Annotated in this window: 18 protein-coding genes; 7 read left to right on the top strand and 11 right to left on the bottom strand. The window is 42.8% G+C overall.

Features of this window, described 5'->3' with window-relative positions:
• Positions 1-127: 127 nt before the first annotated feature.
• Positions 128-3,073: an FAD-binding and (Fe-S)-binding domain-containing protein gene (locus tag ID165_RS13205; RefSeq protein ID WP_192085307.1), complete on the top strand. Its 2,946-nt coding sequence runs from the start codon at positions 128-130 to the stop codon at positions 3,071-3,073.
• Positions 3,074-3,108: 35 nt separating this feature from the next.
• On the opposite strand, the gene ID165_RS13200 is transcribed toward ID165_RS13205, so the two are convergent.
• Positions 3,109-4,308: a 6-bladed beta-propeller gene (locus ID165_RS13200; protein WP_192085306.1), complete on the bottom strand. Its 1,200-nt coding sequence runs from the start codon at positions 4,306-4,308 to the stop codon at positions 3,109-3,111.
• Between the two features lie 39 nt (positions 4,309-4,347).
• Positions 4,348-5,313, bottom strand: a complete 966-nt coding sequence (gene hutG, locus ID165_RS13195; RefSeq protein ID WP_192085305.1) for a formimidoylglutamase — start codon at positions 5,311-5,313, stop codon at positions 4,348-4,350.
• A gap of 247 nt (positions 5,314-5,560) precedes the next feature.
• Here hutG and ID165_RS13190 point away from each other — a divergent pair, with 247 nt between their 5' ends.
• Positions 5,561-6,181 carry a Uma2 family endonuclease gene (locus ID165_RS13190; protein WP_192085304.1) on the top strand — a complete coding sequence of 207 codons (621 nt, stop codon included), beginning with the start codon at positions 5,561-5,563 and terminating at the stop codon, positions 6,179-6,181.
• A gap of 70 nt (positions 6,182-6,251) precedes the next feature.
• Here the strand turns inward: ID165_RS13190 and ID165_RS13185 are convergent, their stop codons facing one another.
• From ID165_RS13185 to hutH, 3 genes are all read right to left on the bottom strand, one after another.
• Positions 6,252-8,255: a urocanate hydratase gene (locus ID165_RS13185; protein WP_192085303.1), complete on the bottom strand. Its 2,004-nt coding sequence runs from the start codon at positions 8,253-8,255 to the stop codon at positions 6,252-6,254.
• An 88-nt stretch (positions 8,256-8,343) separates the two neighbouring features.
• A complete protein-coding gene (gene hutI, locus ID165_RS13180) occupies positions 8,344-9,582 on the bottom strand; it encodes an imidazolonepropionase (RefSeq protein ID WP_192085302.1) in 1,239 nt (412 codons plus the stop codon).
• Between the two features lie 145 nt (positions 9,583-9,727).
• Positions 9,728-11,293, bottom strand: coding sequence for a histidine ammonia-lyase (gene hutH / locus ID165_RS13175; protein WP_192085301.1), 1,566 nt, complete (start codon positions 11,291-11,293; stop codon positions 9,728-9,730).
• A 98-nt stretch (positions 11,294-11,391) separates the two neighbouring features.
• On the opposite strand from hutH, the gene ID165_RS13170 reads away from it, so the two are divergent.
• Together ID165_RS13170 and ID165_RS13165 are read left to right on the top strand one after the other, a co-directional pair.
• Entirely contained in the window at positions 11,392-12,258 is an 867-nt protein-coding gene (locus tag ID165_RS13170) for a LysR family transcriptional regulator (RefSeq protein WP_192085300.1), read from the top strand.
• Positions 12,259-12,426: 168 nt separating this feature from the next.
• The gene (locus tag ID165_RS13165) at positions 12,427-13,233 is read left to right on the top strand and encodes a helix-turn-helix domain-containing protein (protein ID WP_192085299.1); all 807 of its coding nucleotides are present in this window, start codon (positions 12,427-12,429) and stop codon (positions 13,231-13,233) included.
• Here the strand turns inward: ID165_RS13165 and menD are convergent.
• Genes menD through ID165_RS13150 form a run of 3 tightly spaced genes read right to left on the bottom strand, consistent with a single transcriptional unit; the run spans position 13,205 to position 16,535 of the window.
• Positions 13,205-14,896 carry a 2-succinyl-5-enolpyruvyl-6-hydroxy-3-cyclohexene-1-carboxylic-acid synthase gene (gene menD / locus ID165_RS13160; RefSeq protein ID WP_192085298.1) on the bottom strand — a complete coding sequence of 564 codons (1,692 nt, stop codon included), beginning with the start codon at positions 14,894-14,896 and terminating at the stop codon, positions 13,205-13,207. The two genes, ID165_RS13165 and menD, sit on opposite strands and share 29 nt — an antisense overlap.
• The gene (locus ID165_RS13155) at positions 14,893-16,113 is read right to left on the bottom strand and encodes a chorismate-binding protein (protein WP_192085297.1); all 1,221 of its coding nucleotides are present in this window, start codon (positions 16,111-16,113) and stop codon (positions 14,893-14,895) included. Before ID165_RS13155 ends, menD begins: the two co-directional genes overlap by 4 nt.
• Positions 16,113-16,535 carry a hotdog fold thioesterase gene (locus tag ID165_RS13150; RefSeq protein ID WP_192085296.1) on the bottom strand — a complete coding sequence of 141 codons (423 nt, stop codon included), beginning with the start codon at positions 16,533-16,535 and terminating at the stop codon, positions 16,113-16,115. Before ID165_RS13150 ends, ID165_RS13155 begins: the two co-directional genes overlap by 1 nt.
• A 52-nt stretch (positions 16,536-16,587) precedes the next feature.
• Here ID165_RS13150 and ID165_RS13145 point away from each other — a divergent pair, with 52 nt between their 5' ends.
• Entirely contained in the window at positions 16,588-17,211 is a 624-nt protein-coding gene (locus ID165_RS13145) for a histidine phosphatase family protein (protein ID WP_192085295.1), read from the top strand.
• Here ID165_RS13145 and ID165_RS13140 read toward each other — a convergent pair.
• From ID165_RS13140 to ID165_RS13130, 3 genes are all read right to left on the bottom strand, one after another.
• Positions 17,195-17,611: a hypothetical protein gene (locus tag ID165_RS13140; RefSeq protein ID WP_192085294.1), complete on the bottom strand. Its 417-nt coding sequence runs from the start codon at positions 17,609-17,611 to the stop codon at positions 17,195-17,197. The two genes, ID165_RS13145 and ID165_RS13140, sit on opposite strands and share 17 nt — an antisense overlap.
• Positions 17,612-17,722: 111 nt before the next feature.
• Entirely contained in the window at positions 17,723-18,502 is a 780-nt protein-coding gene (locus ID165_RS13135) for a zinc ribbon domain-containing protein (RefSeq protein ID WP_192085293.1), read from the bottom strand.
• A gap of 3 nt (positions 18,503-18,505) precedes the next feature.
• Positions 18,506-19,606 carry a Nif3-like dinuclear metal center hexameric protein gene (locus tag ID165_RS13130; RefSeq protein ID WP_192085292.1) on the bottom strand — a complete coding sequence of 367 codons (1,101 nt, stop codon included), beginning with the start codon at positions 19,604-19,606 and terminating at the stop codon, positions 18,506-18,508.
• A gap of 15 nt (positions 19,607-19,621) precedes the next feature.
• Between ID165_RS13130 and lpxK the strand changes: the two genes are divergently transcribed.
• On the top strand, positions 19,622-20,695 hold the full coding sequence (gene lpxK / locus ID165_RS13125; protein ID WP_225586719.1) for a tetraacyldisaccharide 4'-kinase: 1,074 nt from the start codon (positions 19,622-19,624) through the stop codon (positions 20,693-20,695).
• Positions 20,696-22,630 (top strand): putative porin, encoded by a 1,935-nt coding sequence (locus ID165_RS13120; RefSeq protein WP_225586717.1) that lies wholly within the window; start codon positions 20,696-20,698, stop codon positions 22,628-22,630. It begins immediately after the preceding gene.

Genomic DNA, 22,630 nt, shown 5'->3' with positions numbered 1-22,630 from the left:
TTTCCGCCGGTAAAACAAGGAAATATGACTACTGGCATCATAGCGGATAATCATTTGTCTATTGATCATTTCCAAATTCTTTTGCCTTAGTTTTCCTTAAATCCGCTACATCGGCTTATTTTTGACCATGAGTTCAAACCTACCTAACCTTTTGCCCTTACTTCAAGAACTTTCCACCCAGCTGGAAGGAACATTGCAATTTGATACGCTTACCAAAACACTGTATGCTACGGATGCATCAGTATACAGGGAAATGCCTTTGGCCGTAGCCTTCCCAAGGTCCGAGTCGGATATAAAGAAACTGATACATTTTGCGGCTAAAAATGGGACTTCATTAATTCCCCGTACCGCAGGCACTTCACTATCAGGTCAATGTGTAGGGAATGGGATAGTGGTGGATGTGTCCAAGCATTTTACGGGAATATTGGAATTGAATGTGGCTGAGCGATGGGTAAGGGTGCAGCCGGGTGTGGTGCGTGATGAACTCAACCGGTACCTGAAACCTCATGGACTTTTCTTCAGTCCTATTACTTCTACTGCCAGTCGGGCAATGATTGGCGGTATGGTGGGAAATAACTCCTCCGGCACCACATCCATAGTCTATGGAGTGACTAGAGATAAGGTGATTTCATTGAATACCATCTTGAGCGATGGAAATACAGCTAAATTTGAAGCGCTTACAAAAGACGAGTTTCAGCAAAAAACCAAACTTCAGTCACTTGAAGGAGATATCTATAGAAAGGTAGTTGAAGAGTTAAGTGATCCGGCAGCCCGGGAAGAGATTCATGCGCAATTTCCCAAAAAGACAATTCACCGGAGAAACACGGGCTATGCGGTGGATGAACTGCTGAAGGCTGAGATTTTTGAAGGACAGGAAAAATTCAATTTCTGTAAATTATTAAGTGGTTCGGAAGGGACATTGGCCTTTACTACTGAGATCAAAATCAGTCTTGACCCGCTTCCCGAACCCATAGAAATCGTAGTGGCGGCACATTTCGAGACAATCCACCAAAGTATGGTATCTGCCCAGACAGCGATGAAGCATCCCGCAACGGCTGTGGAGCTGATGGACAAAATAATTTTGGACTGTACCAAAGAAAGCATAGAATACAGCAAGAATCGCTATTTCGTGGAGGGTGATCCTGAAGCGATTTTGATGGTGGAGTTTCGGGGGCACACGCTCGATGAGGCCATGGCCAAAGGTGAAACGTTGGTAGAAGACCTAAAAAGGACCGGATTGGGATATGCGTATCCTATCATTGAACCGGCAATGGTTTCTACCGCCTGGGCTCTTCGCTCGGCTGGACTGGGATTGCTCGCCAATATTCCAGGTGATCCCAAAGCCGTGGCATGTATTGAAGATACGGCAGTGGATATAGAGGATTTGGCAGATTACATTGACGAGGTAGATGAGATGATGAAAGGCTTTAATCAGAAGCCTGTCCATTATGCCCATGCAGGTGCCGGAGAGATACATCTGAGACCTATTTTGGATTTGAAAAAATCAAAGGATGTGGAGGAGTTTTATCAGATCTCCAAAGCTTCTGCTGAGTTGGTGAAAAAGTACCAAGGCTCGCTGAGTGGTGAGCATGGAGACGGTAGAGTCCGGGCAGCATTTATTCCGTTGATGGTAGGGGAGAAGAATTACGGGCTTTTCCGCAGGATCAAATTTTCATGGGATCCCCAGAATATTTTCAATCCTGGCAAAATCGTGGATGCAGCTCCGATGAATAAGTTTCTGCGCTACGAGCCGGATATGGAGACCCCAAGTCATGATACGTTGATTGATTTTTCTCATGTGGGCGGAATTCTCCGTCTTGCAGAAAAATGTAACGGATCAGGTGATTGCCGAAAGCTGCCTGGCTCCGGAGGTACGATGTGTCCAAGCTACATGGCTACCCGAAATGAAAAGGATACAACCCGGGGCCGCGCCAATACACTCCGTGAGTTTCTCACGATGGACAAAAAGGAAAATGCCTTTAACCATCCTGAGATCAAGGATGCCATGGATTTGTGTCTTTCCTGCAAAGGCTGTACAGCGGAGTGTCCATCCAATGTGGACATGGCAAGTATGAAAGCTGAATTTCTTTACCAATACCAAAAGACAAACGGTATCCCACTACGATCAAGAGTATTCGCCCATATCAATGAGCTGAATGAGTTAGGAGCCAAAACAGGTGGCTTGGCCAATTTTATGCTGAGCAATAGATTTACAGGAGGAGTGATGAAGTCTGTTTTGGGAGTTGCTCCTCAGCGGAATTTGCCCGCCATCAGCAAGATAAGTCTTCGTAAGTGGTACAAAAAGAACTATGTCTCCCTTCCCGGTGCGCCAAAGCAGCTTAAATCAATTTATTTCTTCGTCGATGAGTTTACCAATCACAACGATACTGAAATCGGAATCAAGGCGATTTCCTTGCTTAAGAGATTAGGCTATGACGTGAAAGTCGTGGATCATGAGGAGAGCGGTAGGTCTGCACTTTCTAAGGGCTTGCTGGAAAAAGCCAGGAAACACGCTGAAGCGAATGTGCAAATTTTTGACAAGCTTATCAGTGGAAATTCCCCGCTGATAGGCTTAGAACCTTCCGCTATTTTGAGTTTTCGTGATGAATATCCAAGAATAGTCAAGAAGGAATTGGCAGAGACTGCCAAGAAATTGAAATTTCATGTGAAGCTGATTGATGAATTTTTGGCGCAGGAGATCGCTGCCGGAAACATCAAAGCTGATTTGTTTACTTCCAAAACCCAGAAGATCAAACTCCATGGACATTGTCACCAGAAGGCACTTTCATCCATGACTTGGACACAGAAGTTATTGTCTTTGCCTGCAAATTATAGTGTGGAAACCATCCCAAGCGGATGCTGTGGTATGGCGGGAAGTTTTGGCTATGAGGCAGAGCATTATGCAGTTTCTCAGCAGGTAGGGGAGCTGGTGCTATTTCCTGCTGTAAGAAAAGCTGATGCGGAAACTATCATAGCAGCACCGGGGACATCATGTAGGCATCAGATAGCGGATGGTACAGGGAGAAAAGCCAAGCATCCGGTGGAGATTTTGTGGGAGGCACTAAACTTCTGAGGTCTTTAAGACCTCGAAGGTTTGCCAAAACTAAGCTATAAATTTAGTTGATTTTTGGTATTCACCTTGTATTTAATCAAAACAGGATCTTCAAAGTCCCTCAGTTCGCCTAAAGTCTTCTCTAGTTTCTCTCCATACTTCCCAAGGATACCTTTGTCCAAGGCATTGATCCAATCGTCAGCTCTTAGGACATCATAGAAATAGCCTTTTGTAGCATCGCCTTTTCCATTTGACCAACCAGCAAGTGAGGGAAACGCAATTACGTTGTTTGTTTCGTGGTCTATAAAAACTTCATGAACAGGGAATGTTCGCACATTGGAAATATCCATGTTCGGGTTTTTGGCTAGTGCAAAAGTTTTTAATCTTGAGATGTTATCCGTATACCAGATTTTGCCGACATTGAAGGCTAGGGATTGGTTCATAATAGCAGTCTCAAAACCCTCAGCATTCATTTTCAGATCTTCTGAGCTTGGCTTTCTTTTTCCAAAATCCAGACCTATAAACGGAGACGTTTTGTTATTTTCAAATAGATATAAAGTGTCCGAAAATGCGTAGTTAAGCAAATAGGAATGTCCCAGCCTTGCGAACTCTCCTTCACTGATTTCTGCAGTCAATGGAGTTGTTTTGAGAGGCAAATCCGTGATTTGCTTATTGGAACTGTCCATGATTTTGAAAATGCTGAATTCTCCATTTTGGTCAACATTTCCATCAAACATAGGAGAGGTCATCCACTTAGTTTTGGAGATCTTGGTAAAAGAGGGGATGAAAGTAGCCTCTTCATCCAAAGAAACCATTCCGATAAATGCAAAATCAACAAAATGGTATTGCTTGATAATTCCTCCTCCTACAGCAATATTGATCGTGTCTTGTTCAATGTTGATTCCCTGAATGGTCTGATATTCTTCAGGACCATCTCCGTTTTTTGCGAAGGTTTTAACATAATTTCCTTCCAGATCGAAAAAATGAATTTTGGCTTCGGGGTTACAAATGGTTGAATAGACAAAGTAATTATCTGTGACTTTAAGATCCCAAACACTGCAATTCAAGTTGACGGGTGAATTCACTTGATTCAGAAGTGGAATAAATTCGACAGCTTCTATTGCCTTATCAAAATCCACAATATCACTTTCGGAAATTTCTATAATTGGCAAAACTGCCTCTTCCTTACTTGAAGAACAGCTTAAAATTAAAATGGAAACTAGTACAAGAACTTGGTTTCTGTTTTTTAAATTCATGGGGCTGATCTTCAATGGTTAGGTAATAGTGAGCTTATATTATTCCGTTTTTCCCAGAACCTTCCTTGCTACATATTCTGCACATCTTGCAGCCAATCTTGCCGTAGCATGATCATGGTCGAAAGCAGGATTGAGCTCTACTACATCCATAGAAATAAGCTTTTTGCTGGATGCAAGCAGCTCAAAAACTTTAAATGCGAATTCCGGCCTGAAACCCATCGGAGAGGGTGCAGAGACTCCCGGGGCAAAAGCGGAAGAAAAACCATCCATATCTACACTCAGGTAGATTTTGTCCACAGAATCCAGAAACCACAGGATTTTTTCCTGGATAACCTCCCAGTTATTCAGCCTGAAATCCTCCATGACCATCCATTTTGCACCGACTTTATCCGCAGTCTCAAAAAGTGATTTGGGGTTCACAGATCGCTGCACCCCTAGACATAAATATTGGAAAGTATCCGGGTTTTCCTCTGCAAGTTGAAGGAATGGAGATCCTGAATGACCCTTTCCGTCAATAGTCGGTCGCAGGTCAAAATGAGCATCCATATTGATGATTCCCAGTTTCTGGTTTTTAGCATCCAAATACTGATAGACCCCTCTCCCATGTGCCAATGCCAGATCATGTCCGCCGCCTAGTAGGATTGGGAAATGTTTACTATTCAGTAGGTTAAGAACAGTTTTGGAAATCAAATCATGGCTTGATTCTAAGTCAGAGTTTTCTGTATATATATCCCCATAATCAAATATTCGGCTTTTATCGGGTAAGTGAAAAGCCAACGTTCCAAGACTTTTCCGGATTGCATTTGGCCCTTCAGCAGTTCCCAATCTGCCTTGATTTCTTTTGACACCCTCTTCCCCTGCATACCCTAGGATACCTACTTTTGGAGAATTTTGATTTTCATCCAATTTGAGGTCCTTTACAGAGATTGCAGCTTGGTGCCAGTATTCAACTGTTTCCGATTTTCTGCCTGTCCAAAGGGAAGGGTTTGGATTTTGATGGAGCATATGGAGTTTTTATTTATTTTATGCTAAATTATAAACTGCTGTCTGATATTTTAAATAACAGAAACAATGTATATGGTTTTTAGGTAAAATTCAAAATGCAGTTTAGTTATGAAATCGAGCAAATCGAAAGCGACACACGGGAGGTTATTTTAAGCTGTGAAAGATTTTCCCGGGTGTTCGGGACAGGCTATCGCATTTCTTTCGTCACGGGACAGGTTATGGCATTTAAAAATCAAATTACAAACACATGGAAGAATATAGAATTCCACAGAAAGATAAGATTGATTTAGATACTTTTCAGGAGCCAAGCGAGTCCTTTGGAGGATATAGTTATGCGGATTACCTCGATTGGGACTTCGAAGAAATCGTAGAATTGATCAAAGGGAAAATATTTGCCAAAGCCGCTGCTCCCAATAGAAGGCATCAGGAGGTTTCCGGAAATGTCTTTTTTAAAATTTTCAGTTTTCTGAAAAATCAATCTTGCAAAGTCTATTCTGCACCTTTCGATGTGAGGTTTTCCAAAGATCCTGATTTTGCTAAAATAGATTCCGTAGTCCAACCGGATATTTCTGTGATTTGTGATCTATCCAAGCTGGATGATAAAGGCTGTTGGGGTGCTCCAGATTTGATTGTTGAAATTCTCTCACCGGGAAATAGCCGGGTAGAACTTCAGAATAAGTATGAGCTATATCAAGAATACGGAGTGAGAGAATATTGGGTGATTCATCCATCTGAATGCACGTTAATGATTTATACTTTAGTCGATGGTAAATTTCAACCTTCACGGCTGTTTACGATCGGAGACAAAGTCACATCTACTGCGATTGCCGGCTTTGAAATCGATTTGGAAGAAGTTTTCAATACATAAGATGCATTATTATCCTGCTTCTCCAGAAGCAGGATTATTACCATCATTTAAGGTTTGATTCTCCTGTTTTCTAGAGTTTAATTGATCCTAAAATCTCTTCATCCACCAGATTTGGCAAAGTGACTTTCAATCCCTGACTGCGATCCATTTCCCGTTGAATGACTTCCACAGAACCTGAGTTCCTAGCCCAGGCACGTCTAGCAATCCCATTGTTTACATCATAGAATAGCATGGATTTCAGTTTTCTTTCTGCTTCCGCACTTCCGTCAAGCAGCATCCCGAAACCGCCATTCATCACCTCTCCCCAGCCAACTCCGCCTCCATTGTGAATAGAAACCCAAGTGGCTCCTCTGAAACTGTCACCGATCACATTGTGGATTGCCATATCTGCTGTGAATTTGCTGCCGTCGTAGATATTGCTCGTTTCCCGGAAAGGTGAATCTGTACCACTGACGTCATGATGATCGCGACCAAGTACAATCGGAGCGGAGATTTCTCCTGCTGCAATGGCATCATTAAAAGCTTGGGCAATCTTAGCCCGGCCTTCCGCATCGGCATACAGAATTCGGGCTTGGGAGCCGACTACCAGCTGGTTCTTTTCTGCTTCTTCGATCCAGGTGATATTGTCCTGCATTTGTTGTTGAATAGAAGCAGGCGATTGCTGCATGATTTCCTTCAAAACTTGGGCAGCTAGCTGATCGGATTTCCTCAAATCCTCAGCTTTTCCGGAAGAACACACCCAGCGGAAAGGACCAAATCCAAAGTCAAAGCACATTGGTCCCAAAATATCCTGCACATAGGATGGATACCGGAAGTCAAGACCGTTTTCTGCCATTACTTCAGCACCTGCTCTGGATGCTTCCAGTAAAAAGGCATTTCCATAATCGAAAAAGTAAGTTCCTTTTGCTGCATGTTTATTAATCGAAGTGGCATGTCTTCTTAGCGTTTCCTGAACCTTTTCTTTGAATACTTCAGGATTGTCGGACATCAGCAGATTTGACTCTTCGAAAGAAAGTCCAACCGGATAATATCCTCCAGCCCAAGGATTGTGAAGAGAGGTTTGATCAGAGCCAAGCTCGATGAATATGTTTTCTTCATCGAATCTCTCCCAGACATCGACCACATTGCCGATGAAGGCCAGAGAAACCACTTCCCTATTGCGTTTGGCAAGTTGGGTTCGTAGAACTAGCTCATCTAGGTTTTCGATCAATTCATCTACCCAGCCCTGTTCATATCTTTTTCTGGCTGCGGCAGGATTTACTTCTGCACAGATAGTGATGCAGCCTGCGATATTTCCGGCCTTAGGCTGCGCTCCACTCATTCCGCCCAAGCCTGCGGTCAAAAATATTTTTCCTGCGGGAGTTTCTCCTGCTGCCAGTTTTTTTCTAAAAGCATTCATCACCGTAATCGTAGTCCCATGCACGATTCCTTGCGGACCGATGTACATAAATGAACCTGCCGTCATTTGGCCATATTGTGTCACTCCAAGTGCATTGAATTTCTCCCAATCATCAGGTTTGGAATAATTTGGGATCATCATTCCGTTGGTCACCACCACTCGGGGAGCTTCTGGAGAAGAAGGGAAAAGTCCCATAGGATGACCGGAATAGAGGTGGAGCGTCTGCTCATCTGTCATTTCAGACAGGTATTTCATCACCAAAAGGTACTGCGCCCAGTTTTGGAAAACAGCTCCATTGCCACCGTAAGTAATCAGTTCCTCGGGATGCTGGGCTACAGCAGGATCCAAATTGTTTTGAATCATCAGCATGATGGCCGCTGCTTGCCGACACTTTGCCGGATATTCTTGTATAGGACGAGCATACATTTCATACTCAGGCATGAACCGATACATATAAATTCTCCCGAATTCCTTCAGTTCCGTTAAAAACTCATTAGCCAACTCCGCATGCCAATCTTGTGGGAAATAGCGTAAGGCATTTCGTAATGCCAGTTTTTTTTCTTCTGAGGAAAGAATGTCTTTTCTTTTGGGAGCGTGGCTCAGGGAAGGATTTCTCTCTTTTTTTGCTGGAAGAATACTAGGTATGCCTTGGGGTATTTGCTCTTGAAAAACCATGGGATTTACGAATTACGATTTGGGATTTACGAGATGGGTTTGAACTTCCATCCTCATTCTCGAAATTTTGGGTCTAGTGTCTATTGCTTTACGTTTTCCAGCTTTTTTTCCACACTTGTGCTGGTTTGAGCTTTCCTTGTTGGTAAAGAATTTCTCTATAATCAGCGGTGGGGAAAAGATTGAAATCAGCCAAAAGGCCTGCTTTTAACTTTCCTCTATCTTCCAATCCCAAAGCTGCCGCCGCGCGAAAAGTAAGACCCGAGAATACTTCAGCAGTACTTAGTTTTTCGAAAGTGGCCAAAATAGAAGCTTGGGCCAACAGGTCACCCAAAGGAGCGGAACCGGGATTCCAATCACTGGCAATCGCCAGAGATCCACCCTGATCCAAAATTTTTCTTGCCGGAGTAAAGGCACACCCCAATCCAATAGAAGCGCCGGGAAGTGCAACTGCTATGGTATCAGACTTTGCGAAAAGCACTGTTTCTTTCTCTGTGGAAGCTTCTAGGTGATCGGCTGATTTGGCACCGAATTTTACCGCCACTGCGGATCCTCCTGTGGTGAATTGATCGGCATGAACGGTGAGGTCAAAGCCTGATTCTTTAGCTTTTTGGCAATAGCTGTTAATCTCATCAGGTGAAAAAGCACTTTGCTCAATAAATGAATCGATTCTATTAGTGAGATTCTCTGATTTGAGGGTAGGGAATAGCTGCTCGACTATATCCTGAAGATATTCTTCTTTTGAGCCCTCAAAATCCCTTGGTTTCATATGGGCAGCAAGGCAGGTGGGAATAAGGTCAGCTTTGGTATGTGAGTCGGCATCTTTTATCGCCCGAAGCATTTTAAGTTCTTCGGCGACAGTTAATCCGTAGCCGCTTTTTACCTCAATGGTAGTTACTCCTTCACTCAAGTGTCGATTGGAATTTGTGACTGTTCTCGCGGTAAGTTCTTCTTGACTGAGATTTCTTGTCTGAGTGACTGTATCCCAAATTCCCCCACCTGCTTCTGCGATTTCCAAATAGGATTTTCCCGCATTCCGCATTGCAAAATCTTTTGCCCTGCTTCCTCCGAAGCATATGTGCGTATGACAATCGATCCATCCCGGCAGCGCAACAAAATCTCCTTCCAATTGAATTACCTCTGTCTGCAGCTTATTGGCTTTTGCCAATAAACCGGCGTAATCGCCAATCTCCAGAATCTTATCTTCCTCGACCAAAATCCCTGCATTTGTGAGGATTTCGAGTTGCTCGTCTTTTAAAGCCCCTTTCAAAGGGAGTTTGTCCAGCGTGAGTAGTTGGGCAATTGGACCGATTAGTTTTAGGCTTTTCATTGTTTTGTTTCCCGCAGATGATTATTAGTTTTCCCGCTGATTTTCGCTGATTCATTTCGCTGATTTTCACAGATTTTTTTTTGTAAATGATCTGCGCCTTTTTCTGTGGGGATCTGCGGGTAATTTTACTTCTCCGCAGGCAATTTTAATAGTTGAACATTTCACTCCACTCTGTTTCAAACGGCAATCCTTCTGCTTTCGCTGTTTGGTTTGCAAGATCAATCAATTCGCCGCTTTGGATCATCTCAATTGCAGCTTCCATATCCTCGGTCATTACTCTGTCATTTATTACAGGCGTGATGCTTTTTCGCACATGTTTGTGGATGGCTGTCATCACTTTGCCAGACTTAAGCGGTGCATGGAAATCCATCGCTTGGGCAGCATAAAATAGCTCAATTCCCAGTATTTTCTCCACATTTCCAATGACTTGCAGCGCTTTTCTCGCGCCAATCGAACCCATACTTACATGGTCCTCCTGTCCCAAGGAGGTAGGAATACTGTCGGCAGAGGCAGGAAAACAAAGTCCTTTATTCTCAGAAGCCAAAGCAGCGGTGGTGTATTGGGGGATCATCAAGCCCGAGTTCAATCCTGTCTCTTTCAAGAGTAACTTGGGAACCCCGGGTGTATCACCTTCCAGGGAAAGATAGATCCTTCGATCGGATATATTGCCCAATTCAGAAGCGGCAAGGCAAGCATAATCCAGCGGCAACGCAATAGGCTGTCCATGAAAACTTCCGCCGGATATCGTGTGATCTTCACTGAAAACGACTGGATTATCCGTCACGGAATTGATCTCTGTTTCGATGGCCTCTTTCAGGTGAAGCCAGGCATTTCTGGATGCCCCATGAACCTGTGGCATGCACCGCAGAGAATAAGGATCCTGCACCCGTGCACAATTCAAATGGGAATTCACGATTTCGGATCCGTTCAGTAGATTTAGAATAGTCTGTGCCACATGTTTGTTTCCCGGAAACGGCCTTAATTGATGCAATTCAGCTGAAAAAGGCTTAATTGAACCCATTAGGCCTTCGATCATCATCGCCCCTGTAATGTCGGCATGGACGAGCAGATTGTGCAAACGATCTACTACCTGCACTCCATAAGCAGCCATAAACTGGGTGCCGTTGATCAGTGCCAAACCTTCCTTTGGACCCAGGGAAAGGGCTGCCACTTCCAATTTTTCATAGATGGATGATGTGGATTGAATAGTTCCTTCAAAATGCACTTTTCCCAACCCCAAAAGCGGTAAAAATAAATGTGAAAGAGGTGAGAGGTCCCCGGATGCACCTACTGAACCTTGAATAGGAACCACGGGAATTACATCATTATCAAGCATCCATAGCATTCGATCCAGCGTTTCTAGCCTGATTCCCGAAAACCCCTGAGCCAAAGCTTGAAGTTTCAATACGAGCATCAGCTTTGAGATCTCCAAGGGAACTGGTTCTCCCAAACCAACAGCATGACTTTTCAGTAGATTTTCCTGTAAAGTCTGCGTATCAGCTGCTGAGATTTTGCTGGTACAAAGAGGGCCAAAACCTGTGTTGATACCATAGACGGCTTTTTCTCCTTTGGCTATGTTGGCAACAGCAAGGGCAGAAGCCCGAACTTTATCTTGGGTTTCCGGAGTTAAAATGCCTTTTGTCTCTTTTCTAGCGAGTTGTAAGGCTAATCCTATTGTAAGATGGTCTTGGCCGTAGTGAAAAGTCTTCATTATAATTGGGTTTAGATTCAGGGGCTGGACAAAGATACAATTCATGAATGATAATTTTTGATATCAATTTTGTTATTATTTGATACCTTTGAGGTATCATGGAATTAAGACATTTGAGTTATTTTAAAGCTGTTGCCGAGGAGTTGAACTTCCGAAAAGCAGCAGAACGTCTGTTTATTTCGCAACCTGGATTGAGCAGGCAGATCAAGCAATTGGAGGAAATATTGAAAGTGAAGCTTTTCGAGCGGGATCAAAAGCATGTGGAGTTAACTGCAGCCGGGATATTTCTGAAAGGCGAAGTGGATTTTGTCCTGAATCACCTTGAGCTCACTCGATCCCAATTGAAACTGATCGCTGAAGGGAAAATCGGGGAGTTGCGGATAGGATTTCTAGGCTCGGCATCCAATCAAATATTACCCGATTTATTGGCTAAGCTCAATGATAATCATCCTTTAATAAGTACTAGTTTGGAAGAGCTGAGCAATTCGGTTCAGGTGGAAATGATTGAAAAAGATAAATTGGATTTGGGCTTTGTTAGATTGGCTTCTGTGCCAAGTGATTTGGAAATGAAGGTTGTGCTTAAGGATACTTTTTCGTTGGTGGTGCCAAAAGAACATCCGATTCAAGAGCAGGGATTTATATCAGTGAATCAGTTTAGGGATGAATCCTTTGTGCTTTTTTCCTCAGATTACAGTAATCTGTATTATGAGCAAATTATCGGCATTTGTCGGGAAGCCGGTTTTTCACCCAAAATCAGGCATAAGTCCGTCCATGCGCTGACGATCTTCAAATTGGTGGAAAATGGGATGGGAGTGGCGATAGTGCCGACTTCCTTGAAAGAAGGGTACGGACTGAATGTGAGGTTTATGGAAATTCCGAATATAGCTCAGCACACAGAACTTTCGGCTGTTTGGAAGGCGGAAAATAGAAATCCCGCATTGAAGCAAGTTTTGCCCTTGATTTGAAATGTGAGGTCATTGATCATTATTTTGCTTAGAGACTTACATTCAAAACTCTTATTTTTAGCCTTGTGCTCAAATGTCGGGCAAATGTCGGGTCTAAACCGAGCCCGATTCGTCCTAAGTCTAAATCCAATCCCAGAAATTGCCATGGTTAATCAAAAACTATTTACAATGAAGCAACCGGAACTTGGTAAGAAAATCTCTGAAATGAGAAAGGCAAAAGGATTGACTCAGGAGGAGTTGGTCGAGTTATGCAACCTGAATGTGCGGACAATCCAGCGCATCGAAGCGGGGGAGGTGACTCCCAGAAGTTATACGGTCAAAGCACTGTTTGAAGCGTTGGGAGCAAAGATGGAAAACATAGAAGCTGAGAGCTCTCCTGATTATCCAAAGTCATTAATACCATGGTTATACACTGGTTTTGGTGCAGGATTGATCTATTTCTTTTTGAGCTATTTTGATATCACTATGGAAATCGAGTGGATGGAAGGAAGTTATACCAATCCCTTAACTTTTGGCTTAGTGAAAGCGGGGGTTATAATCACTTTTTCTCTATTCCTATTTGGGTTGATCAAAATGACTTCGGTTTTCCCAAATAAGACCCTTCAGATTGCACTTTGGGTGATGCTGATTGCAAATGCATTTTGGCTCTCAATTGACTTGATTTCTTTGGCGACTTCCGGTTTTAAAATTGAGGACTATTATTTCGTAAAGCTGGGTACTTTTGGCCTTGCCTATGGATTTATGGGGGCTGGATTTCTTTGCTATAAAAATCTCTGGTCAAACATTCCCCAGATTTTAGGAGCATTGGGAATTGTGTCTGGAATTATGATCTTCTCTACAGTGGGAGCACTTTTTGGGTTGATTCCGCTTACGTTGTTTGAATTGGGAGAACTTGGATTTATGATCTGGGCTATTAATAAAATCGGGAGAACTTCTTCTCCCGATTCTACTTTTGCTGCTGAATTACAATCTTGATTTTCTCCTTTACTTCTTTCAAAATCTCAGCATTTTTTGGACTGGAAGTCTCGATCTCCAAGATTTTTGGATGTAGGGAATCCGAATAAAAGTCCGCAAGTGAAGCTTTCAGTTCTTCTTGATTCACCACTTTGGAATAAAAGAATCCAAACTCAGTAGCCAAATGGTTTGCAGACAACGGCTGTTGGGTTTCGAAAAACTCCTCCAATTCCGGCTGGTTTGAAGGTCCGTCTATCAACCGGAAGATTCCTCCCGCATGATTATTCAGCAAAATCACACGGAGGTTGGGCATGGTGTAGTTATGCCAGAAAGCATTTCGGTCATAGAAGAAAGCCATGTCACCAGTGATCAGAGTCACCATTTCCTTGGTGGTAAAAGTACAGCCTACAGCGGTTGAATTGGATCCGTCGATGCCACTTGTTCCTCTGTTACAAATCACTTCCTGATTTCTCTTTCCAAGAAAATTCAAATAGCGGACAGCCATGCTGTTGGCAACGTGGATTTTGGAAAGGGAAGGTGTTTTATTAAGACAATATGCCAATGCACCATATTCTCCAAAGACGTCTCTCTGTAAGATTTGAGTCAGACTTGAGTCAACCGCCTTCTCGAAAGCATGCCATGACTGATAATATTCAGTGTCTTGTGGACCAAGGTTTTGAGCTAACCAGTGGAGGAAGTATGCAGGTGAAGAGGCAATAGTTCTTGTCAATTGCTGAAAGGTGTCTTTGGCGTTTCCATCAGACTGAATATGCCAATGCGACGCCTTAGTGCTTCGAAGGAAGAGCTTAAGTGATTTGGATATAATCGATTTGCCAAAGCTAACAATCAGGTCTGGTTTTAGATTTTCTGAAATTTCTTGACTTCCCAACCAGTGATCATGCAATGTAATGGTTTGGTCAGACTGAAGGTTGCTGATGGTATCTGCGACAATTACAGCTTTTTGGGTTTTGGCAAGCTGATCCAGCAAGTTCTGAAGCTGTGGATCGGGACGTTGCTGACCTGGAATGATTACTATCCGTCGGACTGTTTCCAGCCTGTTTTTGAGTTTGATAAGCGATTCATCCGTAGGATGGGTTTTGCTTTTCAATAAATTAAAAACACGTGGCTTTTCCGGGAAAACCAATGGCTCTCCTTTCTCGGGATAAAAAGGCTCCCGAAGTGGAATGTTGATATGAACAGGGCCTGCCGGGAATTGTTGAGAGAGATTGATCGCTTCATTCACAATCCGTGAGGAATGCCAAAGTTGATCAGGATTGCTCGAGAAATCAGGTAGCTGAAAACTCTTTTTCACATGCTTGCCATAGACCTCAGGTTGGAACACTGTCTGCCCGTCATATTGGTCAATCCATTCTGCAGGTCTATCTGCCGTCAAGATGAGCAGGGGGATTTGCTGGAAAAAAGCTTCCGCTACAGCGGGATAATAATTCAGGGCAGCGGATCCGCTGGTGCAGACAAGTATTACCGGTTGCTCCAGCTGCTGTGCCATTCCCAGTGCTATGAAAGCAGCAGATCGCTCGTCAGAGATCGTCCTGGTGTGAATGTGCGGATGGCGGGCAAAAACAAGCGTCAAAGGAGCACAGCGGGATCCGGGGGAAAGTATTGCGTTTTGGATACCTTTTTTGGCGCAGATGGCTACTAAATCGGTAATTTGAGGAAGAATCAAGCGCTTGGGTTTTGGATGAATTTACCGATTATTTGACATTTGAGCTCCGTTTCTTCCCATTCCTTTTCAGGATCAGAATCTTCTGTCACACCTGCACCGGCGTAGAGCGTGGCCTTATTGTCATGAAGGCTGGCAGTTCTCAAATTGACATAAATGGAGGTACCTCCCTGAATATTCACAGGTCCCAGAAAACCCGAGAAAAAAGAGCGGTCGAAGCCTTCGAATTCCTGAAGGAAATTATGTGCTTCATGTCTGGGCATTCCGCATACAGCAGAAGTCGGGTGGAGAAGACCCAACATGATAGACCCCAGTTCAGGAAAGCCGGTTTCCTGCATATTGATTTTGAAATCGGATCGAAGGTGAAGAAGATTTCCCGCCAGCACTGTTTTGGGGCCATGCTCTTCATATTCCCGAAGCCGTATTTTCTTAAAGCAAGATACAATGTACCTGCTGACTAATGCTTGTTCCTCAATTTCTTTTTGTGTCCATGCAACTGATTTCAGGGGGTTGTCTCCCGATGCTTTTTGGGTGCCTGCAAGAGACATGGTAGTGAAAATGTCCCCGTTGGTTTCGATAAGTGTCTCAGGCGAAGCACCAATCCAAGTACCTACATGGGGTAAATGAAAGAAATTGATGAAAGTATTTGGGTAGGAATCCATTAAATTTAAAAGCGTACGGCTCAGATCAAAATTTGATGGAATTGAAATGGTCTTGGTACGTGCCGGAACAACTTTTTCCAGTTGTTTTCTCTGAATAGCTTCAATACTCCTTTTTACCAACTGGATGAAGTGGGCTTTGTCCTCGCTTAGTTTGAAGGTTTGTACTTTACTTACCAAGGGTTGGTTAATAAGCAATTCTCTAATTTCTTCATGGGAAAGCCTTTCCTTGCTGTCCAATTGGATTCTGACCCATTCAGGAAGCTCATCTATACCGGGTGGATTATTGAGGTCAAAGGATAGGTATTTGTTTGCTTTGATAAAGTAAGCTTTTTTATCCAACTGATCTGCAAAGGGATGGACTATAAATCCCGGTTCAAGCTCTTCGATTGACAAATCAACTTTTGTGGGTTTTGCATTCTCGTCTTGTACAATTTCAATGGTGTTGGATTTGGGTTTTCTCCAAATTGCAAAAGAGCCGCCGGAGGTCAAGCCCAATTGAAGCAGAAGTTGGATGATTTCTGTTTTGCTATGTTTTGTAACTACGTCGTTGGTATGCATTACTTTTTGTCTAAAATCGCTAGGGTGATGCGACTGATGCAACAGAGCTGCCCTTGTTCATTTTTGATTTTGATTTCCCAGACCTGTGTGCTTTTCCCAAGATGAATAGGGGTTGTAGTTCCCGTTACTAATCCAGATTTCACACCTTTTAGATGATTGGCGTTGATCTCCAGTCCCACACACGCTTGTTTGTTCATATCAATAGTAAGTGAGGCTGCCACGCTTCCGAGAGTCTCAGCAAGTACTACATTGGCACCACCGTGTAACAATCCCATGGGCTGTTTTGTTCTCTCATCTACAGGCATAGTAGCGGTAAGGTGATCATCGCCAATTTCTGTAAATACAATGCCTAAGAAACCAGGCATGTTGTTTTTACCCATTTGATTGATCTGATTCAGTGAAGGCTTTTGAGAGAATACCATGAAAATTAAAGTAAATGGGTTTTCTTTGGGGTGCGGACAAAAATAGAGAATCTTGAATCGAAAAAAAATTTACTTAGTTAGGCACGGTCAGACAGATTTCAATCTAAAAGGCGTAGTGCAGGGGAGTGGGATCGATGCTCCGATTAATAATACAGGCATGAAGCAAGCGGCTGCATTTTTTGAGGCTTATAAAAATGTTCCGTTTGATCAGGTATATTACACTGGATTGCAGCGAACCAAACAATCAATTCAATCATTTTTGGATCTGGGGATTCCATCAGTCTCTACGACGGATCTCAATGAGATTTCCTGGGGTGACTATGAGGGGCTACCGATGTCGCCTGAAGAAAGTCACTATTACCGGCATATGCTAGATCAGTGGCAGCAGGGGAATCTTGATTATTGTATTGCAGGAGGGGAAAGTCCAAATATCGTCGCCAAGCGTATGCAACGGGGAATAGATGCAATCATTGAAGGGCCGGGGGAAACTATTCTGGTATGTATGCACGGCCGTGCGATGCGAATCTTTTTGAGCTTGATGATGAAGCAGGATTTGTGTCACATGGATATGTTTGAACACAAAAATCTCTGCTTGTATCTACTCGAAGAAAAAGAGGATGGGGATTTTGAGTTACTGAAAAGAAACGATACTGCGCACCTTAAGGAGCTGGTGTAGCATTTCGCTTGTCGTTTTTTTCTTTTTTCTGACTTTCTTCGAAAGCTGTGATGAACGTGTCGAGAGATTTCTTGTTTGCCGTCATGTCAATCACCCTAAAAGCTATCTCCTGAAGCTTTAAATCCTCTCCTTTTTCTAAGGAAACCAGAAATTGGCCAAGAAAACAGGCATCAAATTCACACTTGGGTATGTCGATGATCAGAGCAAGTTCTGAATTTCCCGAGTAGCTCCTTGTTTTAAAAGCAGAAGAAAATTGGGATTGGATTTCTTTTAGCGAAGTGTTCAGTGATTTTAATTCATTTGATTTAAACAACACCAAAAAAGTTTTGGGTTCAGTATCGTTAGCAAAAACCGAAACAGAAAGAAACAAGGTAATAACTAGAATTCCAATACTCTTCATAGCTCTCAATATAGAAAAATTAACAGGTAGAAAGCAAAAAAAACACATAAAAAAGAAACCCTGAACTCTAGGTCCAGGGTTTCTTTTTTATGTAGAATCTACGGATTCTTATTAAGCTTTAGCTGTTTTGGTAGCTCTTTTCTTTTTTGGTGTAGGTTCTTCGATGATCTCATCTTCTACGCCGGCAAGGATTCTGCCACAATGTTCACAAACAATTAGCTTTTTCTTCTCACGAATGTCCGCTTGTCTTTGAGGCGGAACAGTGTTGAAACATCCACCGCAAGCACCTCTTTTTACCATCACCACTGCCAGACCATTTTTGGCATTAGCTCTGATTTTAGTATATGCTTTCAGAAGTCTCTCGTCCACTTTCTTTATAGACTTTTCACGTTCGTTGTTAAGTTTGGCCTCATCCGATTCGCTTTCAGATACAATCGAAGTCAATTCGCTGTTTTTCTGATCCAAATCTTTTTGCCGATCCTTTTTTACTGAACTTAATTCCTCCAAGTCTACTTTCTTCTGGTCAATTCTAAAACCTGCTTCGGTGATTTTTTTCTTCGCAACTTGAATCTCTAGATCCTGAAGCTCAAGCTCCTTGGTGATCGCATCGTATTCGCGGTTATTGCGAACATTCATCTGCTGCTCCTGATACTTTTTGATCAGTTTTTCAGAGTCCTTGATGCTTTCTTTAAGCGCCTTTATTTCGTTATCAAAAGAATCTATTTCACTTTGAAATTTCTCCAAACGAGTTTCATATCCAGCAATTTCATCTTCTAAGTCTTGAACCTCTTCTGGAAGAGCTCCGCGAACCTTGATGATGGCATCTAGTTTTGAATCTAAAAGTTGAAGGTTGTGAATAGCCTCGAGTTTCTGTGCTACTGTACTTTCCATGTACTATCGGTAGGATGTGGGATTTGTAACTACTTTTGTCAAATAGAGTGCAATATTAGGAAAATTTTGTGACAATAACTCCTGAAGTAATTCTTTTGTGAAAATTTCGCTCTCGTAATGTCCGATATCACAGAGAATTAATACCCCCTCAGCGTCAAAAAACTCGTGGTATTTCACGTCAGCAGTCACAAAGACATCCGCCCCCGCTCTTTTGGCATCACCCAAGAGAAAAATCCCCGCTCCTCCGCAAACAGCCACTTTTTTGATTTTTCGGGAAATAAGCTGTGTATGCTTGATCACTTCCAAATTCATTTTGGCTTTGAGATAATCCAAAAATTCTTCTCCTTCCATTTCTTGAGAAAGTGTTCCGATCATTCCCGCACCTACTTCTTGGTTTTCATTTTCAAGAGGTTGCACATAGTAAGCCACTTCTTCGTAGGAATGTGCTTTACGCATTTGCTTCAAAACGTTAGCAAGAAGGTGATTTGAAACCATAACTTCCACTCTGACTTCCTGTTCTTCGTGGGCTTTTTCGTGTTCACCTATCGTCGGATTCGCATTTGCTGAAGGAGTAAAAGTACCTGTCCCTTTTACCTGAAACGAGCAATTTGAGTATTCTCCGATTTTCCCCGCACCTGCATCATATACCGCCTGAAGAACGCGCTCTTTATCTGACTCGGGGGTGAAAAACACGAGTTTGCTGAGCAATTGTCTTTTCGGCTGTAGAATTTTGGTGTTGAGAAGTCCCAATCGATCCGAAATCCGTTTATTCACTCCGTGGGCTACGTGGTCAAGATTGGTATGTATCGCATAGATCGCTATGTCGTTTTTGATTGCCTTGATGATGGTTCGCTCCACATAATTTCTTCCGGTGAGGCTTTTCAAACCTTTGAAAACAATAGGGTGATGGGCCACTATCATGTTGGCACCAAGTGCTATAGCTTCCTCTACGATAGCTTCAATGCAATCCAGTGAGCAGACGATCCCGGTCACCTCTGAATTCCTGTTTCCTGTGATCAAAGTAGCGTTGTCGTATGACTCCTGATAGGCGGGAGGAGCAATCTGCTCCAGGTAGGAAATCACATCGCTAATCTTGTATCCCATAATTTTTACGTTTATTTGATCAAAAATAGTAATTCTGCAATGCGCCGGTACGCTTTTTTGCTCTATCCTTTTGCTTTATTGTACGATTTGGTCACGGGACTTCGGAATTTGTTTTTCGATTTGGGCTGGCTGAAAAGTGTCTCTTCTCCGATCCCAAGTATAGTGGTCGGGAATCTGAGTGTGGGCGGCACGGGCAAAACTCCCATGGTGGAATACCTCATCCGGATGCTCCACAATGAGAAAAGGCTGGCGACACTGAGCAGAGGGTATGGACGAAAAACAAAAGGTTTTCTTAAGGCTAGTCCTACAGTGTCACCTCAGGAAATCGGTGATGAACCGTTTCAGGTTTATGGTAAATTCGGGACGCACATTTCAGTCTATGTAGGTGAAGACCGGGTCAAGGCACTTGAAGAAATCGAGGCAAAGTCAGATGCTCCCGAACTGGTTATTTTGGACGATGCATTCCAGCATCGCCATGTGAGGGGAAATCTTCAGATTCTTTTGACTACTTATCAAAAGCCTTTTTTCTCGGATTTTCTTTTGCCCATGGGTAGGCTAAGAGAGGGGAAATCAGGCGCAAAAAGGGCTGATGTAGTCGTCGTTACCAAATGTCCTGAAGCGTTGGATAGCTTTGAAAAAGACGTAATTAAAAGCAAAATGGCTGCTTACTCTGTGGCTCCTGTGCTCTTTTCATCCATTTCTTACGGGGATCCTGTGCCCTTGCATAACCCTGAGCTGTTTTCATCCCGGATCATACTGCTGACAGGCTTGGCAAATGACCGGCCACTCGTGGAATATGTGCGTGAAAAGTACGATTTGCTGGAAGTATTGAGCTATCCTGATCATTACGATTATAAAGAAGTTGATTTCGACAAAATCAGAGCTGTTTATAAGCAACATACATTGCTAAATCCCGTTGTGCTAACGACCGAAAAAGATGCAGTGAAAGTTAAATCCAATGCTCCGGAAGGTTTTCTGGAAGAAATTCCGATTTTTGTGCTGCCTATCAAGATGAGTTTCTCATCTGCTGATGAGTTAGCTTTGGCAAAACTAATCCAACAAAAGGTCTTCAAAAAAGACAATAACTAAGTGAATAGACGGTTTCTCTGTTTTATATTTTTCCTCAGCATTGCGTGTGTACAGCTCGTTTTTGCACAGCGGACTGTTCCCACTCGGCCAAATACAAATCAGCAGGGGGGCCAGGAAGATCCGGATGAGGAGGAGGGCGGATCAATTAGAAAATCCCTGCTCGATGATAGTACCAAGATGGTTTATGGACCAAAAACAAGTCTGTTTTTTTTTGAGAAAGACATCAAGAGGAACAATCTTATTCTTTATCCACAGGATACCGTACTCAATAATTTTCACAATTATGATCCGGTGGCCAAAAGCAACTGGAAGTATCAGGATTTGGGAAATATCGGGAGTGCCACGAAGCCGATTTTTTATGAGATTCCTAATGTGATCGGAACCAGGTCAGGATTTTCGGCTTATGATCTATACTATCATGCTCCCGAAAACAACAAGTATTTTGACACCAAATCTCCATTCACTGAAATGTCCGCTTTTTTCGGTGGGGGTCAGCGAAATATGTTGGATATAGGCTTTGCCCGAAATATCAATCCGAGATGGAATGTGGGATTTAATTTTCATACCATCCGGGCGCGCAAGACACTGAATCCCAATGCGCGTGATGATAACATGACCGTTCAAAATTCCTATTCTCTACATACCAATTATCGTTCAGAAAATGGGAAATATTGGTTTTTGGGGAATTTTTCCAGAATGCTTCACGCCGTCAATGAAATAGGCGGTATTATTCCTCCTGAGATTGACAGTACTTCTGTGTATTTCACTTATGAAGATGCCAAAGTATGGCTGAGCAATACACAGGCGAGCGATTTGCGTCAGGAATATAGATTCTATCATGAGTATAGTGTTCGGGATGAACTACAGATCTATCATATTTTTGACCAGAAGAACAATCATTTTACCCTGTCTGCAGGTCTGAATAGCAGTGATTCTCTTTTCTATCCCAGTACACGTCTAAATGAACAGTTGGATACTACGCGGAATTACAGCGGTTTCAAAGAGTGGGGGAATGAGGTGGGTTTTAAGGGAAGTTTTAAGGGGTTTTATTACAATGCTCACGGGAAGTTTCGCGCGGGAAGAATGAAAAGCACTTTCTATCCGGGTAAGAACAACTTCAACGAGGTTTATCTGGGAGGAGAATTGATAGGAAAGATTTCTGAAAATTGGTCAATTAGTGCTGATGGAGAATACTTGATCCCCGGTGCTTTCAAACTTCATGGCTTATTCATTTCCCCTTGGCTGGAAGTAGATTATACCAAAGCAGTGTATAAACCCACTGCAATGCAGCAGATGTATTATGGAAATCATTACCAATGGGATAATAATTTTGACAATATAGGAGTAGATCAGATTCGGGGGGTGTTTAAGATAGATTTCAACAGGATCCAACTCAGACCTTCGCTTACTATCAATCGCATAAACAACTATGTGTATTTTAATGAGGAAAGGATGGCTGCTCAGTCCAGTGGAGAAGCATTTATGCTGATTCCTGGCTTGAAGTCCAGCATGCGGATTGGGCAGAAATTCCAGTGGGATGCTGAAGTAGTTTTCACGCAAATCTCAGGTGAATCAAGTGATAATTTTAGAATTCCGCAGCTCTACGCAAATACCAAGTTTTATTTTGACAGCCCGATGTTTGACGAAAATGTCTACGTCCAAATGGGGATTGATATCCGTTATCATTCAGACTATTATGCAGAGGCCTATTTCCCTTCTACGCAGCAATTTTATCTTCAGAACGATTTCAATGTCTACGCTTACCCGATAGCTGACATTTTCTTGGACTTCCGAATCAACCGCACACGGGTTTTGCTGAAATACAATCACTTGAATAGTGGCTTGATGAATAATGAAGGGTATTTTGTAACACCGGATTATACAGGATACAAGTCATTTATAGATCTTGGAATCACCTGGTTTCTATTTGATTAA

The organism is Algoriphagus sp. Y33 (assembly GCF_014838715.1).
Lineage (GTDB): Bacteria > Bacteroidota > Bacteroidia > Cytophagales > Cyclobacteriaceae > Algoriphagus.
Note: the sequence above shows the minus strand (reverse complement) of the source record. Positions and strands in the feature narration are given on the sequence as shown.